Genomic DNA, 17,465 nt, shown 5'->3' on the forward strand with positions numbered 1-17,465 from the left:
CGGCGGGGCGCGGATCGCCGATCCGCCGCTCAACTGGTGTGCGCAGAACCACTGTGCTGCGGCCCGGCCCTCCGGAGGGACTGTGGTGTCGCGGTCCATCGGACACCGCTTCGCGGCGGCTGTCCGATTGCCGCCTCCGGCGGGGCGCGGATCGCCGATCCGCCGCTCAACTGGTGTGCGCAGAACCACTGTGCTGCGGCCCGGCCCTCCGGAGGGACTGTGGTGTCGCGGTCTCCGGGCTGCGTGATCGTGCCAGTCGGCGCGGCGTGCCTCAAGGGCGCCTTCGGCGTCGCTGCGCGATCTTCGACCCTTGACCCACACCACCCCGACCAGGAAAGACCGCAGCTATCCCGGAGCCGCTCACCCGAGTGGTCGCACATCGGACGTGACCACGGCGGTGAACGCCGTCAGGCTGACGGGCCGATCCAGGTGGGCGCCGCCGTGTTCAGGGTGGTGGACTGTGGTGAGGCTGACGAGCCGGGTCTGGTGGGGCGCCGGCGTTCACACAGGTGGGCTGCGGTGACGGGCCGGTGTGGATGAGGTACCGGAGTGTTCACGGTGATGGATCGTGGTGGGATGGCGGTCCGGGATGCCGCCGGCCAAACCTCGGCTCGGTCGGCCGATGACGTGGTGGGGTTGCCCCAGCCGGGCGGTGTCCATCTCGTGGGTTCTCCCGCGAGTTTGTCCGTTCCCCCACCGGGATTTCACCGGCGAACCGGCCATTTCATGGGAGAACCCTCGAGATGGTGGCCCAGGGGAGGGGTGGATGTCGGGATGTGGCCGGGTTTGTCCGGGTGGCGGGATTGTCCGTGCGGGGTGGAGGTTGGGTTAGATTTTGTGCCCGATACGGGAAGAGATCCTCCCCGCCCCGGCTGTTGCGGGCCGGTGGGTCTGGATCTGCCAGTGCACCGGCCGCTGCACCAGATCGCACCGAACCAGACCAGCCCGGATCCACGCCGACCAACCGGATCCACATCACCTGGCTCACAACTCCCCGCGGGATCCGCGTAGCTGCGTCCTTCCCTGGTCGCGGCGGTGTGGGTCAAGGGTCGAAGATCGCGCAGCGACGCCGAAGGCGCCCTTGACGCACACCACCGCGACCAGCACCATCACGCAGCGGAGACCGCGAACCACAGTCTCTCTGCAGGGCCAGACCTAACCACAGTCCAGCTCTTGCAGCCCCACCACATCTCCCGCGCCAACCGCAGCAGCGCGATGACATCGACCCGCGGACCCGCCGAAGGCGGCAACAAGTCAGCCGCCGCGAAGCGGTGACCGTTGCCGACAGCATCCCCGACATCACAGCCGGTCGCGCACCAGCCGAACGCCTACCCGCAATCTGCGCACCCGCCGAAGGCGGCAACACACAGCCGCCGCGCAGCGGTGACCGTTGCATCCCCGACATCACAGCCCGTCGCGCACACCAGCCGAACGCCTACCCGCAATCCGCGCACCCGCCGAAGGCGGCAACACACAACCGCCGCGCAGCGGTGACCGCAGCACGCCCGACATCACATCCCGTCGCGCACACCAGATGAACGCAATCCGCGTAGCCGCCGGAGGCGGCGACAGGCAGCTGCCGCGGAGCGGGGTCCGATTGTGCTCATCAGAACCTGTGCGTCAACCAGGTCGGGCGGGGGACGAGCAGCCTGCTCGCCCGCCGAAGGCGGCGAGAGTCAGTCGCCGCGGAGCGTGTCCGTGGTGGTTAGTGCAGGGTGAACGCCGCTACTACTGGGAGGTGGTCGGAGGCTGGGGTTACTGGGACTGTGGCTGAGGTTGGGTGGAGTTGGGGGCTGTGGAGTTGGAAGTCAATGCGCTTGGTGGGGTTGTCGGCCTCGATGGTGTTGCCGAGGCCCACGCCTACCTCGGGCCAGGTGTCGGCTAGGACCGCGGTCAGGGTCTTGATCTCGGGCGCGGTCGCCACCGCGTTCAGGTCGCCGACCAGGAGGGTCGGGGTCTTCGATGTGCCGAGCAGCTCGACTACCTTCTGGGCCTGTTCCAGGCGTTCGGCGTTGTTGTTGCTGGTCAGGTGGGTGTTCGCGAAACGTAGATCGGCGCCTCGCACCTTCAGCGAAGCCACCGCCAGGCCGCGCTGCTCGCCGGTCGGGTACAGCGGAAGCAGCGTGTTGGTGAAGTGTTTGATGGGGTACTTCGACAGGATCGCCGTCCCGTACTGGCGACGCGGCTCGCCCGGGTTCAGGGGTGGGAGGTCGAGGTTGGCGGCGTACGCGTAGTGCATCTTGAGTCGCTGGGCGAACCAGGCCGACTGGTCCTCCCAGTTGCTCCGCACGTCCCAGTGCCGGTCGACCTCCTGCAGCCCGACCACGTCTGCGCCGGACTTCTCGATCAGTACGGCGATCCGCTCGAGATCGAGGACTCCATCGATCCCGGCACCGTGGTGGATGTTGTACGTCATCACCGTCAGCGCCCGTCCCGGCTTCTCGCCGTCAGGCTGTGCCGCGGCCACACCTGGTACGACCATCAGTAACCCCACCACCACGATCAGCAGTCTCCGCATGCCCACATCCTCTCGGAAATCCGGCGACACTCGGACAACGACCGAGTGTCGCCGGACTGAATGTCAGTGCACGAGACGTGCGACGGCGCCCTTCGCCCCGGAAGCCCAGCATCCCGCCTGCGACCCGTGGCCGGCGCATTCGACACTGTCGAAACTGCCGTCGTAGAACTGCTTCCAGCTCCGGCCCCCGTCGAAGCTCACGTCACTCCCCGACGGACCGACCGCGATGACGGTCGACAGCGACCACGGGACGAAGTGCGATCCGCTGCGGTACCCCTTCGGCGCGTGAGCCGCCGGGACCAGCTTCCAGCTGCGGCCGCCGTCGTACGTGACCGAGGCTGCCTTGACCGCCTCGGTCGGCTTCTCGAAGTCACCGCCGACCGCGACTCCGAACAGCCCACCGCGGAACGCGAGGCTGAAGATCCCCGCAGCCGCACCGCTGGCCATCGGGGAGTCCGTGACCTTCCAGTGCCGGCCGCCGTCGACGGTCCGGAACACCCGCGGCCGATCGCCGCCACCGGAGGCGAACCATGCCGTCCGGCCCGGACCGGCGACCAAGCAGGTCCCGCTCGCCGCGAAGGCGAACTCGTCGGTCAACGCGGCCGGCATCCCCGCAGTCGGCTGCACCTTCCACGTCCTGCCACCGTCCGACGTCGCCGCGATCCGGAACTTTCCGTTGACCGGATCGCTCAAGGCCAGCCCATGCCTGGCGTCGTTGAAGGCGAAGCAGTCGTAGAACGCCTTGGCCTCGGTGTTCCGGAACGTCTCCGTCCACGACTTACCGCCGTCGACGGTCCGGTAGATCCGCGAGTCCTCGCCCGTCCCAATCGACAGCACCACCGCTCGCTTCGCGTCGAACGCCTCGACATCGCGGAACTCCAGAGCGTCCGCGCCCGGCGGGCTGACGTTCTGCCAGTGCTTCCCGCCGTCGAGGGTCCGCAGCACCTGCCCTGCGGACCCTCCGATCCAAGCAACGTCCTTACTGACCGCGGCCAAGCCGCGGAACTGCGACGTACTCCCGGTCGGCGTTACCTTCCAGCGGTACGACGGTCCTCCGCTCGCCTGGGCGGGGACGAGCTGAGACATCAACAGCAGACCTCCTGCCGCCATAGCGGCCACACGCAGGATTCTCATGCGCGTGAACCTAACCCATGGTCAGCCGCCACCCATGCTCAGGCAGCAGTCAGGCGGCGGTCAGCTTGAAGGACTGGGCCGTGCCGCCGTTGCAGGTGAGTTGGACGATTTGGGTGCTGTCGGCGGTGGATCCGCCGGGCACGGTCAGGCACTTGGAGCTGAAACGGCTGACGAAGTGGAAGTAGCCGCTGCCTTCGGAGACCGCCTGCCACTGCTGGTTGTTGCCGTTGCTGTACGTCCACAGCTGCAAGCCGGCGTTGTCGGCGGCGGACACTCCGGTCACGTCGATCACCTTGGTTGCGTCGTTGCGGTTGTTCGCGCGAGTGAATCCACCGGACGTCGGCTGGAACTGGAACTGCTGTGCCTGCGAGGCATTGCAGGTGTACTGCTGGATCACGGTCCCGTTCGCGGTGCCGGCGGCCCGGGCGTCGACACATTTGCCGTTGGCCTTGTTCGCGACCGAGTACCAGGCCGTGGGCGACGGCTGGTCCACCGGCGGCGTCGTACCGGCGCCACCGAGCCACTTGAGCGCGTCCATCATGAACTGGTTCTGCGCGGGGCTGTCGAACGTCGACGACAGGCGGGTGTTGGTGTCGTAGTTCATCGCGTTGTGGCCGAAGTTCGCGTAGATCATCTTGTAGTTCTTGTTGGTCCAGATGATCGGGTAGTAGCCGGACGTCCAGATGTTGCCCTGCTGGTTGCCGACCGGGAAGCTCGACGGATCGATCGAGGCCAGGACCTGGATGTTGGGGTTCTGCCGCAGGTCGTTCTGCCAGCTGTACCACTCACTCACCGACGACTGGAACGTCGCGCCCGTGTTCACCAGCGCCGGGTGCGTACGGTTCTCGGTCCGCAGCGTGACCGCGGACGGACCCCAGGTGTTCGACACGAACCGGCCGGTGCCGAGCAGCGTGTTGTTGAACCACGGCCAGCCGCCACTCGCGTCGTTGTAGGCTGACACGTGGAAGCCGAAGAAGGCACCACCGTTGTTCATGTAGTTCTGGAACCCGTTCCGCTGCGCGTCGCTGTGCGGCGAGTCGTCGAGGAACATCACCACCTGGTACTGCGAAGCACTCAGATTGTTGAGTTGGTCCCAGTTGTTGGTCGCGGTGTAGTTGAAGCCGTTCTGCGCACCGAACTGCGGGAACCGCTGGTTCGCTTCCTTCTCGAAGTCGATGTGGGCGGCGTCCCACGTGCCGCTGTAGAACGCGAGCACATTGAAGTTCGCTTGAACTTGAGCGGTCGCGGGCGTCGTACTGGTGGTCAAGCCGGCGACCAGCAGCAGGAGGGCCAACAGGAACGCGGGCAGGCGAAAGCGATCGGAAAGCATGGGGGCGGCCCTTTCCGGAAAACGGATGATGAGAGTCGGAAACGGATGTCGACGCGGCGAATTATGAAATTTCAGGACTTAAATTAACTCTGGATCAAAGTCCTGTCCAGAGTTCAGCGCCTGACTCCCCACAACCTCCAGCAACCGCAGTTTGTCCGCACTTTCGCTACCGGGCTCCGCGGTGAAGACCACGAGCGTCTGCTGCTGGTCGCGGTTGTCGATCACCTCGCAGTACAGATCGAGCTCGCCGACCACTGGATGGTCGAAGTGCTTGGTCCGGCTGTGGGTCACCCCGATCTCGTGCGCGTCCCACAGCTCCACGAACTCCGGGCTCACCTTCTCCACTGCCCGCTTCAGTCCGGCGGCGTACGACTTCGGCCCGTCGGCCGTCACGACTGCCCGCAGCATCGAGACCAGCATCCGGCTGTGCGTGGATCGGTCGGGCTCGCGGTAGAGACCCCGCTGCTCGGGGTGGGCGAACCAGCGGTAGACCTCGCTCCGCTCCAACCCCTCGTAGTTCGTCAACTCCCCCATCAACGCGATGTTCGCAGGCGTCTGGGCGAGCGTCTCGCCGCACCGGTTCAGCAGCATCGCGGGGGTGTCCTGCAGCCGGTCCAGGATCCGCAGCATCCCGGGGTCGACGTGACACGCGCGCGTCGTGCGCGGCGGCGTACCGTGTCCGGCCAGCACGAACAGGTGGTCGCGCTCCTCCATCGTCAGCCGAAGCGCGCGGGCGATCGCGCCCAGCATGTCGACCGACGGTTGCGGCCCTCGGCCACCTTCGAGGCGGCTGTAGTAGTCCGTCGACATCGACGCCAGTGCCGCGACCTCCTCACGCCGGAGTCCGGGCGTACGACGACGCCGGCCGCGCGGCATCCCGACGTCCTCGGGTTGCAGGGCTTCGCGTCGTTTGCGCAGGAAATCGGACAGGTCGGAGTACTCCATCCATCCAGTGTCGCGAACTCTCGCCAGTTATCCACTGCTTGCCGAGCAGAGGCTGAACCGAGCCTGGTTGCCGTCGGCATCCGATCACAGGCTGGAGCCATGAGAACAACGGGAAACACCATCTTCTTCACCGGCGGTACGTCGGGTATCGGCCTCGGACTCGCCCGCAAGTTCCGCGACCTCGGCAACACCGTGATCATCAGCGGCCGCCGCAAGGACCTGCTCGACCAGATCGCCGCCGAGGACGGTATCGAGGGCATCGTGCTCGACGTCGCCGACCCGGCCTCGATCGCTGCCGCCTTCGAGACGGTCACCACTCAGCACCCGGAGCTCAACGTGGTCGTCACGATGGCCGGGATCATGCGGCTCGAGGATCTCCACGACCCCGCGCATCTGGCCACGAGCGAAGAGACGATCACCATCAACCTGCTCGGCACGATCCGGACCATCAACACCTTCACGCCGTACCTGCTGACCAAGGCCGACCCGGTGGTGGTCACGGTCTCGTCAGGGCTCGCGTTCGTACCGCTCGCGGTCACTCCGACCTACAACGCCACCAAGGCCGCGATCCACAGCTACACGCAGAGCCTGCGGATCCAGCTCGCCGACACCGATCTCCAGGTGATCGAGCTGGTCCCGCCTGCCGTCCAGACCGAGCTGATGGGTACGCCGGACCCGGAGTGGATGCCGCTGGACGAGTACCTGGACGAGTCGGTCGGCCTGTTCCAGCAGCAGCCGGAGGCCGAGGAGATCCTGGTCAACCGGGTCCGCTTCCTGCGCGATGCCGAACGCGAGAATCGCTACGAGGCCGTCGTACAGGCGTTGAACGCGTCACACTAGAAATGTGCGGGGGACCGAGAGCGAACCGGATGCGCGCAAGCTGCTGCGACGAGCCAAGCTCGCCCGCCGCTGGTTCCTCCCGTGGTTCCTCAAGCGCCGGAGCACGAAGGCGTCGGAGTTCGTTCAGCAGGCAGCGCGGCGTGGCGACCTTGCTGCCCTCCGGGTGCTGGCCGGCCCCACGACGCATCCGGACGACCTCGCCCGGGATCTGGCCGAGCTCGTCCGGTATCCGGCAGCCGACGTGTTGACGCCGACCATGCGCCGAATCGTCGCGGTGGCCGCCTCGTTGCACGATCACCCCATCGCCGACATCGCCCGGCGCAAGATCCTGGCGGCCGACGATCCAGGTGTCATCGACGAGGTGTGCGAGCTGGCCGAGTTCGTCCCGGCTCTCGCGAGCTTCTGCCGGGAGCAACAGCTGACGCCGTCGGATTCCGCGCGACGGCCCGCGTTCTGGCTGCTCACCGGCCAGTACGGGCGTTATCGCTCGGCCGATCCCTATGGGTCCGCGGCGATGGCGGCGTACGCGGCCGGTGACAGCGACGCGCGGGCTCGGCTCCGGACGGCGGCGATCGACGGCGGGTTCTTCGAGGTGTTGCGCCGACTCGCGGAGCACGACGGCGAGTTCGCGGATCTGTTGCGAGGAGAGCAGTTCATCGAGCTGAGTCAGGGCCTGGCCGCGCGTGAGCGCTGGAGCCTGCTGTGGGAGCTGCTCACGCAAGTGCCGGTCGCAGTAGCGGTCGAACGCTCGCACCTGTTGCCGGAGGACTGGCGACCTGGCACGACCGTCGATCAAACTCTGCTGGCCGCTTTACGAGCAGCGCCTGCGGAGGTGATGAGCGCCGCCGCAGACGACCCTCACCTGCTCAACCTCGCGCGGTTCCCGCACAACAGCGTGCTGGTCGGCTTCGGCCGTTCAGGTGCGGCCGTCTTCGGTCGGAACGCCACCCAACAGCCCGGTCTCGCGCACCTCAGCCGGCCGATTCCCGAGCTTCGGGATGTGGATCTGCCGGCCGAGGGGGACGCGTGTGTAGAGGTCCTCCGCGCGTGCCGCGACTGGGCTATTCGGACAGGGCCTGCTCGATCCGGTCCACCTTGGCAGTGAGCTGACCGGTGAAGCCGGGCCGGATGTCGGCCTTGAGCACCAGGCTGACCCGAGGCGAGACGGCGGCGACCGCGTCGACGGCCTGTTTGACCACCGCCATCACCTCGTCCCACTCGCCCTCGACGTTGGTGAACATGGCGTTGGTCTCATTGGGAAGACCAGAGGCGCGAACGACGCGGACGGCCTCGGCCACCGCTTCGCTCACGCCTCCGGTCTCGTCGCCGCCGGACGGGCTGATGCTGAATGCAACGATCATGCACCCAGCTTGCCAGCCCTGCCCTCAGGCCTCGTCCTGGACCGCTTCCTCACTCGCGCGGCGCTCGGCCCCGGAGGTCGTCAGCAGCGCCTTCTCCTTGATGAAGAGCACCGCGACCAACGCCAGCACCGCGAACGGCACCGACATCATGAACAGGTCCGCGGTCGCCGCGCCGTACGCGTTCTCGACCACCGCCCGCGCCTGCTCCGGCAGCTCCGCGATGTTCGGCACTGCGCTGCTGCCGCCGGACGACGCACCGCCCGGGTTCAGCGTCTCGGTGACCTTGTTCGCCAGGATCGCGCCCAGCACGCTGACGCCGATCGTGCCGCCCATGCTCCGGAAGAAGCTCACCGCGGAGGTGGCCGCCCCCAGTTCCTTGGCCGGTACGTCGTTCTGCGCGGCGAGCACCAGGTTCTGCATCACCAGGCCGATACCGACGCCGAGGACGAGCATGAAGCCCCACAGCATGTACTTCGAGGTGTGCGCGTCGATCGTGCCGAACAGCGCCAACCCGATCGGCAGCAACACGCTCCCGATGACCAGGTAGATCTTCCACTTGCCGTACTTCGTGATCAGCCCACCCGCGACCGTGGACGCGATCATCATGCCCAGGATCAGCGGCAGGCTCATCAGCCCGGCCTTGGTCGGCGAGTACCCCTGAGCGATCTGGAAGTACTGCGCGAGGAACACCGAGCCGCCGAACATCGCGACACCGACCAACGCGCTCGCGACGATCGCGAGGGTGACCGTACGGTTGCGGAACAGGTCCATCGGGATGATCGGCTCCGGGTGCTTGCGCTCGACCAGCACGGCCGCCACCAGCAACGCCAGCGCCACCGCGACCAGCACGAAGCTCCACGCCGACGCCCACTCGAACTTGTTGCCGGCGAACGACGACCAGACCAGCAACGTGCTGACACCAGCGGTTATGAAGAAGGCGCCCCACCAGTCGATCTTCACCTCTCGTCGTACGGTCGGCAGCTTCAAGGTCCGCTGCAGCAGCACGATCGCGGCCAGCACGAACGGCACGCCGACCAGGAAGCACGCCCGCCACCCCAGCGGCGAGTCGACCAGGAATCCGCCGAGTAGCGGTCCACCGACGGTCGCCGAGGCGAAGACCGCGCCGAAGATCCCCGAGTACCGGCCGAGCTCGCGCGGCGGGATGATCGCCGCCATCACGATCTGGACCAGCGCGGTCAGGCCACCACCGCCCAGACCCTGCAGGACCCGGCTGCCCAGCAGGACCTCGATGTTCGGGGCGAACCCTGCCACCAGCGAGCCGACCACGAAGAAGCTGAGCGAGAGCTGCACGAGCAGCTTGTTGTTGTAGAGGTCGGCGAGCTTGCCCCACAACGGCACCGTGGCCGTCATCGTCAGCAGCTCGAGCGTGACGACCCACGTGTACGACGACTGACTCGCGCCGAGGTCGTGGATGATCCGGGGCAGCGCGGTCGAGACCACCGTGCCCGCGAGGATCGCGACGAACAGACCCATCATCAGGCCGGAGATGGCCTGGATCGTCTGCCGGGGTGTGAGCGTGGTGGAAATGACCTCACCCGCGGCCGATTCCGGCGTGGGTGAAGAGGTCGTCGTCATGAGTCACCTTTCTGATCAGCGGGCTCGAAGGCGGGATCGATGCCTTGAGCAAGTATTTGGAAGCTTTCGTCGACGAGGTCGCGGACCGGCCGCTCGGAGGTCTTGCGGGCTTCCATCGCCACCCGGCAGGCGGCGCCGGCCGTGCTCACGATCAGCGCCAGGCGGACGGAAGACGCAGGCTCACCCATCCGTGCGGCCAGTGCGGCGGTGAGCTGCCGCTCGTCGTCGAAGCTCGACATCATCAGGTGGTACAGCAGGCTGGGCGAGGACATGATCAGCTCGCCACGCCGCGACAGCTCGCCCTCGTCCTCGAGATCACGCAGAACGTCGCTGACGATCTGCCACATGATGGTCAGCGGCGACACCTCGGGCGGCGCCGTTCGCATCCGCTCCAGCGCGCGCTCGAGGTGCTCGGGGTTGCGCCCGAGGATCGCGTGCTCCTTGTGCGGGAAGTAGTTGAAGAAGGTCCGCACCGAGACGTCCGCCGCTTCGGCGATCTCCTCGATCGTGACCTGGTCCGGCCCTTTCGCCAGCGCCAGGCGCAACGCGGCATCGGCCAACGCCGTCCGCGTCTCGCGCTTCTTCCGCTCCCGCAGCCCACCCTCCCCCTGTCTCACCCGACCAGGCTAGGCAGGTTCTTGCACGCACTGCAAACTATTAACGACGAAATCTTGCATGACTGCAGAATTTCAACCTTCCGCTACCCCCCGGTCGCTCTCCGTCAACGCCGCCGCTTGAACTGCGGTAGGGCCAGGATGTTGTGCGGATACGGCAGCGGACCGTCGCCCGCCTCGGTCAACCGGCGCATCTGGTCATCGTCCAGGGTCCAGCCGGTGGCACCGAGGTTGTCGGCGAGCTGCGACGGCGTCCGTACGCCGATGATCGGTGCGGTCACCCCTGGTCGCTGCATGACCCAGCGCAGCGCGACCTGAGCGGGCGTCTTACCGACCTCGTCCGCGATCCACCGGACGGCATTCAGAACTCGCCAGGTGCGGTCGTTGTCGTGGGCGTCCCAGTCGGCCTGATTGGAACGAGAGCCGGCCGGCGGACCGCCCTGGTCCTTGCTGTACTTACCGGTCAGCCAGCCACCGGCCAGGGGACTCCACGCGATCACACCGACGCCCTCGTTCTGGCTGACCGGAATCAGGTCGAGCTCGGCGTCACGGTCGAGCAGGTTGTAGAGCGGCTGCAGACACACGTACGGCTCGAGTTCACGATGCCGGGACAGGTCGATCGCCTTCTGCAGCTGCCATCCAGTCAGGTTGCTGGCCCCGATGAACCGGACCTTCCCGCTGCTGACGAGAGCGTCGAGCGTGGTCAGCGTCTCCTCCAGCGGAGTCGCGTCGTCGAACACATGGATCTGGTACAGGTCGATGAAGTCGGTCTGCAACCGGCGCAGGCTCGCCTCGACCCCGGCCAGGATGTGCTTGCGCCCAGCACCACGGACCGGGAGTCCAGGTCCTGCTTCGCCGTACACCTTGGTCGCGATCACCAGCTCGTCGCGATTCTGGTTCTTCAGCCAGCTGCCGAGAATCTCCTCGGAGCGGCCGGCGTGGTAGGTGTCGGCGGTATCGATCATCGTGCCGCCCGCGGCGACGAACTCGTCCAGGAGCTGGTGAGCGGTCGGCTCGTCGGTCTCGCTCCCGAACGTCATCGCGCCGAGGCACAGCTCGCTGACTTCCAGACCGGTCCGACCAAGAAAGCGCTTGTCCATGCCGGTCAAAGTATCCGGCGAAGGGACGACATGCCGGAGCAATTACTCTCAGCCGACGAATGAACTACGGTGCGTCAGGTGACTTCCGAGACCGCCCCGTCCGCAATGACTCGTCGCCGGTTCGCCGGCCTGACCGCCCTCACGGCCGCTGCCGCCACCGGCCTCACCCGGATCGGCCCGGCGTACGCTGCTCCCTACGTCCCCGCCCTCGTCGTCGGCACCGGCTACGGATCCGCCGTCACCGCTCTGCGGCTCGGCGCGGCCGGCATCAAAACCACGATGATCGAGCAAGGCCAGCTGTGGAACACACCTGGCCCGGACGGCAAGGTGTTCTGCTCGACCTTGAACCCGGATCGCCGGTCGATGTGGTTCCACCGCCGGACCGAGGCCCCGCTCGACACGTTCCTCTGGCTGGACGTGGTCAACCGCGACATAGGTACGCCGTACGCCGGAGTGCTCGACCGGATCGACTACCCGAACATGGGCGTGTACGTCGGTCGCGGAGTCGGCGGCGGATCCCTCGTGAACGGCGGAATGGCGCCGACCCCGCAGCGCGCGTACTTCGAGAAGGTGCTGCCGCAGGTCGACGCGGACGCGATGTACCGCCGGTACTTCCCGCTGGCGCGGCGGATGCTCGGCGTGAACTCGATCGACCCGCGGTATCTGGAGCAGACCCCGGTCTACCGCTATGCCCGGGTGTCGCGACGGCATGCGCAGCAGGCCGGCTTGCGGACGGCCGTCGTACCGAATGTGTATTCGTTCGACTATCTGGAGCAGGAGGAACGCAAGCAGGTACCGCGATCCGCGTTGGCCGGTGAGGTGATCTACGGGAACAACCACGGGAAGCAGTCGCTCGACAAGACCTACCTCGCCGACGCGCTCGGCACCGGCAACGTCACCATCCGCACCCTCACCCGGGTGACGACGATCCACCGACAGGGCAACGGTTATCTGGTCGGGCTCGAGCAGATCGATGCCTTTGGCAAGGTCATCCGCCGTAGCGAGCTCGCCTGTCGGCACCTGTTCCTCGGCGCCGGCAGCGTCGGCACCACCGAATTGTTGCTGCGGGCAAGGGAAACCGGGACGCTGCCCGACCTGCCTGCCGCGATCGGCACCGGCTGGGGCACCAACGGCAACGTGATGACCGCCCGCGCCAATCACCTCTGGGATCCGACCGGTCCGCTGCAGTCCACCATCCCGACGCTCGCGATCGACAACTGGAACGACCCGGTCCACCCGGCCTTCGCGGAGATCGCTCCACTCCCGGTCGGCATCGAGACCTGGGCAAGTCTCTACCTCGCGATCACTGTCAACCCCGAGCGCGGACACTTCACCTACAACCACTCAACCGACCGCGCCGACCTGCAATGGGGCGCGGATCAGAGCACACCATCGATCCGCTCGGCGCAGGTTCTCTTCGACCGCATCAACACAGCGGTCGGGACGACGTACCGCCGCGACCTCTTCACCGGCAACCGCGCCTTCGCCGCCGACTTCTGCTACCACCCACTCGGCGGCTGCCTCCTCGGCCAAGCCACCGACCCCTACGGCCGAGTCCGCAACCACCCCGGCCTCTACATCACCGACGGCTCCCTCATCCCCGGTTCCCTCGGCGTGAACCCCTTCGTCACCATCACCGCCCTCGCCGAACGCAACATCAGCCGAATCCTCGCCACCGATCTCACGTAGAACTTCCTGTACAAAACCGCTCTGACAGTCAGTTCAAGGGGAAATTCATTGCTTCGGCTGCCCGGGTCGGGATGGGGTCGTTCCAGTTCGCTACGAAGGTGTCGACGGTGGACAGGGAGCGGCTCTCGAGTTTGTCGACGTAGACCTCGCCGCGGAGGTGGTCGGTCTCGTGCTGCACGATCCGCGCCTGCCAGCCGGTGAACGTCGTACGGTGCACGGCCCCGGTGAGATCCGTGTACGTCGCCTCGACAGCGGCGTACCGGTTCACCACACCCGTGTATCCGGGCATGCTGAGGCATCCCTCGTAGAACCCGCGGCGCGCGTCACCGGTCGGGCTGTAGTCGGGATTGATCGCCGCGAAGAACTCCAGCGGATACCGCTCGCGCGCCTCGGCGATCTCCTCGGGCAGCGACGCGGGATCCTCCAGTACGGCGATCTGCAGCGGCACGCCGATCTGCGGCGCGGCCAATCCCACACCGGGCGCCGCCAGCATCGTTCGCCGCATCAACTCGACGAACGAGCCCAGTACGTCGTCGTCCACCTGCCCGTCGAACGGCACCGCGACCTGGCGCAACACCGGATCACCCAACGACACGATCGGCGCCGCGACGTCGCCGTACTTCTCGACCAACTCGATGACCTGCTGTTTGATACTCACCACCACATCCTGTCGGACGCCCGGTCGTAACCTGCGCGTTTCCTTCGGTCACGCGACTGAAACATGCGCTTCTTACGTTGAGAGTCCACGTCAGCCGCGCGGGGGGTGAGCCGATGTACGAGCACGTCGACCCGTTCATCGGGACCGGCGCCACCGACCTGCCCACACCTCAGGGCCTGGCCGCGACCTGGTGGTGGCCCAAGCCGCAGGTCGGCAACACGCACCCGGGCGCCATGCACCCCTTCGGGATGGTGTCGGCCTGCCCGTACTCGGGCGCCTACCCGACCGGTTACGGGCTGTACGACTTCAACACCGAGGGCGTGCCCAACCTGCTGTACGACCGACCGGTCGCCTCCGGCTTCACCCACTTCCAGCAGTCCGGTACGGGCGCGATCCGGAAGTACTACAACTACTTCCGAGTCACGCCGATGCTCGGCCCGCTCGACGACCTGGGCACCACCTGGGATCTGTTGGACGAGGTCGCCGAGCCCGGCTACTACGCCGCGACACTGAGCTCGGGGATCCGCTGCGAGATCACGGTCGGCCCCAAATCGGCCGTCCACCGGTACACCTTCCCGGCGAACGACGCCGCCCGGATCGTCATCGATGCCTCGACCGGCGGCCTGGCCATCCCGCACAGTCGGACCGTGCCGCTGAAGGCGCACCTGGCGATGCTGGAGCCTGGAGTGGCTCAAGGCGAGATCCACGTCGAAGGCGTGCCGCTCGCCGTACATCTGGAGGTCGACGCCCCCGGCTGGCGGCAACTGCTGTGGTACGACCGGCGCCTGATGCCCGGCGGCACCCGCCTCGACTTCGACTACATCCGGCCGACCACGCTGCGGCCGTTCGGCCTGATGTTCATGGGTCCCTCGCGCGCCGAGCAGACCGTCGAGGTGCGGCTGGGTTTCTCTCTCCGCGGCTGTGAGAAGGCGCGCGAGAACCTGCACACGGACGTCGGCCGCGCCCAGGTCACGTTCACCGGACGGCGCGACGACACGGCGGCCACCTGGCGGGACCACCTCGGCAAGGTGGCGATCAAGACCGAGTCCGACGACCAGGCGACGGTCTTCGGCACCGCGCTCTACCACTCGATGGTGAAGCCGTGCTTCGCCACGGACGAGAGCCCGTCGTGGACGACCGAAGGCCCGTACGCGTTCGACATCTGCACGATGTGGGACATCTACCGCACCCAGTTGCCGCTGATGAACACGCTGTTCCCGCAGCGTTCGGTCGCGCTGGCCAGCGCGCTGCTGTCGATCGCCGAGCAGGAGGGCAACCTGCCGATCGGCTACCGGATGGCGAAGGGCGCCGATCGGTTCTCCCGGCAGGGCAGCGCCCTCGCGCACACCTTCTTCGCCGACCTGTGTCAACTGGATCTGCCCGGTGTCGACTGGGACTGGGCCATGGTGCACCTGGAGATGGACCTGCGCCGGACGTACGGCGAGGATTACCTGGTGCATGGTGTGGCGCACCCGATCAGCCACACCCTCGATCTGGCATACGCCTACCACTGCACCGCGGCCATCGCCAACAAGGTGCGCGACCGGCCGCTGGCCCAGCAGATGCGCGACCTGGCCCGAGGCTGGCAAGCGGCGTACGACCCGGGCACCGGCCTGCTGCGCGACTCGACGTTCTACGAGGGCGGCCGGTGGAACTACTCGTTCCGGCTGCTGCACGACATGCGCGCCCGGATCGCGCTCGCCGGCGGCGACGAGGCGTTCGTGAGCCTGCTCGACCGATTCTTCGGGTACGACGCGGCGCCGGTCACTCAGCCGGGTGTGGCGCCGAGCGTGGCGGAGATGGACGCCGGATACAGCCTGTGCCGGTTCGAGGGGTTGAACAACGAACCGGACTACGAGGCGCCGTGGTCCTACCACTACGCGGGACGGCCGCACCGGACCGCAGAGGTGGTGCATGCCACCGTCGCCAACCAGTTCGGCACCGGCCGGGGTGGGTTGCCGGGCAACGACGACTCCGGCGGGCTGTCGGCCTGGTACGTGTGGGCGACACTGGGCCTGTTCCCGGTGGCCGGCCAGAACCTGTTCCTGCTGAGCGCGCCGGCCGTGGCGGAGTCCACGACCCAGCTGCCGGAGAACGACTTGTCGATCACTACCACCGGATTCGAGCCGGTCGAGCCAGGCGGACCGGTCTCCTACGTCCAGTCCGTCACGATGAACGGCAAGACACTCGAACGCCCTTGGATCTCCGGCCGGGAGCTGCGGCACATCCGCAACCTGCACATCGAGCTCGGCCCTCAGCCCTCCGGTTGGGGCACCAAGATCCGGCCGCCATCCACATCCGACCTGAAGCACACCACTGGAGGTGGGCATGAACCTCGCTGACAACACATTCGTTCCGTCCACACCCAACCGGCGGCTGGTCATCGTGGTCCGCGCCGACCCGGTGATCTGCGGGCACTCCGGTGAGGCACGCTGCCTCGCGGAGGTGGCGCTCACCCGCGGGTTCGACGACGTGCGGATCGTGACGTGGCCGATGGATGCGCTGGAGGCGGCCGGGCTGCCGCTGAAGCCACTCGACGGCGTGCTGCCGTACAGCCCTGGCATCACCGTGGAGCGGCCCGATCCCGTTGGCGACTACCGGGTTCCGGACGGGCGCTACCTGTCCGGTCTCATCGGGCGGCTGGTCGAGCTGTTCAGCGACGGGGTGCCGACGGTGGCAATGTCGCTGTACCTCAGCCCGCATGCGATCGCCGTACAGGAGGCCGTCCAGGTGGCGCGCCGGATCGGGCCCGCACGGGTCGTCACGATTGCCGAGGCAGTGGGCTCCGACATCACCAACGTGGTGCGGGACTGCGTGGCCACCGGCCGGTTCGGGGCGGCCGCGCACATCCTGTCGGTCTACCTGGCGGCCGACCATTGCGTGGCGGTGTCCGAGTACACGAGGGACTTGATCGTGGCCTCGGCGGAGACCCTCGACAGCATGCGCGGTACGACGTTCGCCCAGCAGTGCCGCGAGCGGATCGCCATCTCCTACCCGGCCGTCGACTCCTGGTCCTACCTCTCGCTCACCGAGGACAGCATTGCCGAAACCCTCACCCGGCGGGGCCTTTCGCGGGACGGGTACGTGCTGTTCCTGTCCCGGATCGCCTCGGCGAAGGGCATCGACGACCTCATGGACGCGTACGCCGGGTCCCGGTCGGCCGAGCGGGTGCAACTGGTCCTGGCCGGGCGCGGGCCGCAGGAAGCCGAGGTGGTCGCGCGGGTGGCGGCAGCCGGCCTGGGTGACCGGGTCCGGGTGCTGACCGACGTGGACGACGCAGAGAAGCCTGCGCTGATGGCCGGGAGCGCCGCGTTCGTGCTGCCGACCCGCGAGCAGCCGGAATTCGTTGAGACCTTCGGGATCGCCCTGGTCGAGAAGGCTCTCGCCGGCGGCGGGCCGGTCATCACCTGCGCGACCGGCGGCGTGCCCGAGGCGGTTGGTGACACCGCCCTATTGGTGCCGCAGCACGACCCGGCGACGCTGCGGACCGTGCTCGACGAGGTCGTCTGCGACTGGACCGATGAGCAGCGGTCGGCAGCCGAGCAACGCGCACGAGAGTACGCTTTGCAGTTCGACCGGGCCGTGGTTTTCGACCGCCTCTTCGCCCTCGCCGAGCCCGCCGCCATCAGCGTCGCCTGAGCTCGATCCGCCGGTCACAGGGATGCCCAGGGCTGACCGAC

General features: G+C 67.4%; 14 protein-coding genes. 5 read left to right on the forward strand and 9 right to left on the reverse strand.

Annotated elements, in window-relative coordinates; genetic code table 11:
* Positions 1 to 1,705: 1,705 nt before the first annotated feature.
* The 4 genes from ACWF4Z_RS16920 to ACWF4Z_RS16935 all read right to left on the reverse strand — a co-directional run bounded on the left by ACWF4Z_RS16920 (position 1,706) and on the right by ACWF4Z_RS16935 (position 5,927).
* Positions 1,706 to 2,518 carry an endonuclease/exonuclease/phosphatase family protein gene (locus ACWF4Z_RS16920; RefSeq protein WP_452243972.1) on the reverse strand — a complete coding sequence of 271 codons (813 nt, stop codon included), beginning with the start codon at positions 2,516 to 2,518 and terminating at the stop codon, positions 1,706 to 1,708.
* A gap of 63 nt (positions 2,519 to 2,581) precedes the next feature.
* Entirely contained in the window at positions 2,582 to 3,652 is a 1,071-nt protein-coding gene (locus ACWF4Z_RS16925; RefSeq protein WP_452243973.1) for a WD40/YVTN/BNR-like repeat-containing protein, read from the reverse strand.
* 49 nt (positions 3,653 to 3,701) lie between these two features.
* Positions 3,702 to 4,982, reverse strand: coding sequence for a ThuA domain-containing protein (locus tag ACWF4Z_RS16930; protein WP_452243974.1), 1,281 nt, complete (start codon positions 4,980 to 4,982; stop codon positions 3,702 to 3,704).
* A 78-nt stretch (positions 4,983 to 5,060) separates the two neighbouring features.
* On the reverse strand, positions 5,061 to 5,927 hold the full coding sequence (locus ACWF4Z_RS16935; RefSeq protein WP_452243975.1) for a helix-turn-helix transcriptional regulator: 867 nt from the start codon (positions 5,925 to 5,927) through the stop codon (positions 5,061 to 5,063).
* 99 nt (positions 5,928 to 6,026) lie between these two features.
* Between ACWF4Z_RS16935 and ACWF4Z_RS16940 the strand changes: the two genes are divergently transcribed.
* Complete coding sequence (locus tag ACWF4Z_RS16940) at positions 6,027 to 6,767, forward strand: SDR family oxidoreductase (protein WP_452243976.1); 741 nt, start codon at positions 6,027 to 6,029, stop codon at positions 6,765 to 6,767.
* Positions 6,768 to 6,771: 4 nt separating this feature from the next.
* Positions 6,772 to 7,872 carry a hypothetical protein gene (locus tag ACWF4Z_RS16945; protein ID WP_452243977.1) on the forward strand — a complete coding sequence of 367 codons (1,101 nt, stop codon included), beginning with the start codon at positions 6,772 to 6,774 and terminating at the stop codon, positions 7,870 to 7,872.
* Here the strand turns inward: ACWF4Z_RS16945 and ACWF4Z_RS16950 are convergent.
* From ACWF4Z_RS16950 to ACWF4Z_RS16965, 4 genes are all read right to left on the reverse strand, one after another.
* Positions 7,829 to 8,128 carry a thiamine-binding protein gene (locus tag ACWF4Z_RS16950; RefSeq protein ID WP_452243978.1) on the reverse strand — a complete coding sequence of 100 codons (300 nt, stop codon included), beginning with the start codon at positions 8,126 to 8,128 and terminating at the stop codon, positions 7,829 to 7,831. The genes ACWF4Z_RS16945 and ACWF4Z_RS16950 overlap by 44 nt on opposite strands.
* A gap of 24 nt (positions 8,129 to 8,152) precedes the next feature.
* Positions 8,153 to 9,724, reverse strand: coding sequence for an MDR family MFS transporter (locus ACWF4Z_RS16955; protein ID WP_452243979.1), 1,572 nt, complete (start codon positions 9,722 to 9,724; stop codon positions 8,153 to 8,155).
* The gene (locus ACWF4Z_RS16960) at positions 9,721 to 10,341 is read right to left on the reverse strand and encodes a TetR family transcriptional regulator (RefSeq protein WP_452243980.1); all 621 of its coding nucleotides are present in this window, start codon (positions 10,339 to 10,341) and stop codon (positions 9,721 to 9,723) included. The genes ACWF4Z_RS16955 and ACWF4Z_RS16960 overlap by 4 nt, the downstream gene beginning before the upstream one ends.
* Positions 10,342 to 10,445: 104 nt before the next feature.
* Entirely contained in the window at positions 10,446 to 11,438 is a 993-nt protein-coding gene (locus ACWF4Z_RS16965; RefSeq protein ID WP_452243981.1) for an aldo/keto reductase, read from the reverse strand.
* A gap of 78 nt (positions 11,439 to 11,516) precedes the next feature.
* Between ACWF4Z_RS16965 and ACWF4Z_RS16970 the strand changes: the two genes are divergently transcribed.
* Entirely contained in the window at positions 11,517 to 13,127 is a 1,611-nt protein-coding gene (locus ACWF4Z_RS16970; RefSeq protein WP_452243982.1) for a GMC oxidoreductase, read from the forward strand.
* 28 nt (positions 13,128 to 13,155) lie between these two features.
* Here the strand turns inward: ACWF4Z_RS16970 and ACWF4Z_RS16975 are convergent, their stop codons facing one another.
* Positions 13,156 to 13,785, reverse strand: a complete 630-nt coding sequence (locus ACWF4Z_RS16975; protein ID WP_452243983.1) for a peptide deformylase — start codon at positions 13,783 to 13,785, stop codon at positions 13,156 to 13,158.
* 113 nt (positions 13,786 to 13,898) lie between these two features.
* On the opposite strand from ACWF4Z_RS16975, the gene ACWF4Z_RS16980 reads away from it, so the two are divergent.
* Together ACWF4Z_RS16980 and ACWF4Z_RS16985 are read left to right on the forward strand one after the other, a co-directional pair.
* The gene (locus ACWF4Z_RS16980; protein ID WP_452243984.1) at positions 13,899 to 16,127 is read left to right on the forward strand and encodes a glycoside hydrolase domain-containing protein; all 2,229 of its coding nucleotides are present in this window, start codon (positions 13,899 to 13,901) and stop codon (positions 16,125 to 16,127) included.
* On the forward strand, positions 16,114 to 17,424 hold the full coding sequence (locus tag ACWF4Z_RS16985; protein WP_452243985.1) for a glycosyltransferase: 1,311 nt from the start codon (positions 16,114 to 16,116) through the stop codon (positions 17,422 to 17,424). The genes ACWF4Z_RS16980 and ACWF4Z_RS16985 overlap by 14 nt, the downstream gene beginning before the upstream one ends.
* Positions 17,425 to 17,465 lie beyond the last annotated feature (41 nt).

The sequence above is a fragment of the Kribbella sp. NPDC055071 genome, assembly GCF_053608045.1.

Bases quoted from the DNA above. Each gene is read 5' to 3' on its own strand.
- ACWF4Z_RS16920 (WP_452243972.1), bottom strand. From the start codon at position 2,518: ATGCGGAGACTGCTGATCGTGGTGGTGGGGTTACTGATGGTCGTACCA.
- ACWF4Z_RS16925 (WP_452243973.1), bottom strand. From the start codon at position 3,652: ATGAGAATCCTGCGTGTGGCCGCTATGGCGGCAGGAGGTCTGCTGTTG.
- ACWF4Z_RS16930 (WP_452243974.1), bottom strand. From the start codon at position 4,982: ATGCTTTCCGATCGCTTTCGCCTGCCCGCGTTCCTGTTGGCCCTCCTG.
- ACWF4Z_RS16935 (WP_452243975.1), bottom strand. From the start codon at position 5,927: ATGGAGTACTCCGACCTGTCCGATTTCCTGCGCAAACGACGCGAAGCC.
- ACWF4Z_RS16940 (WP_452243976.1), top strand. From the start codon at position 6,027: ATGAGAACAACGGGAAACACCATCTTCTTCACCGGCGGTACGTCGGGT.
- ACWF4Z_RS16950 (WP_452243978.1), bottom strand. From the start codon at position 8,128: ATGATCGTTGCATTCAGCATCAGCCCGTCCGGCGGCGACGAGACCGGA.
- ACWF4Z_RS16955 (WP_452243979.1), bottom strand. From the start codon at position 9,724: ATGACGACGACCTCTTCACCCACGCCGGAATCGGCCGCGGGTGAGGTC.
- ACWF4Z_RS16965 (WP_452243981.1), bottom strand. From the start codon at position 11,438: ATGGACAAGCGCTTTCTTGGTCGGACCGGTCTGGAAGTCAGCGAGCTG.
- ACWF4Z_RS16980 (WP_452243984.1), top strand. From the start codon at position 13,899: ATGTACGAGCACGTCGACCCGTTCATCGGGACCGGCGCCACCGACCTG.
- ACWF4Z_RS16985 (WP_452243985.1), top strand. From the start codon at position 16,114: ATGAACCTCGCTGACAACACATTCGTTCCGTCCACACCCAACCGGCGG.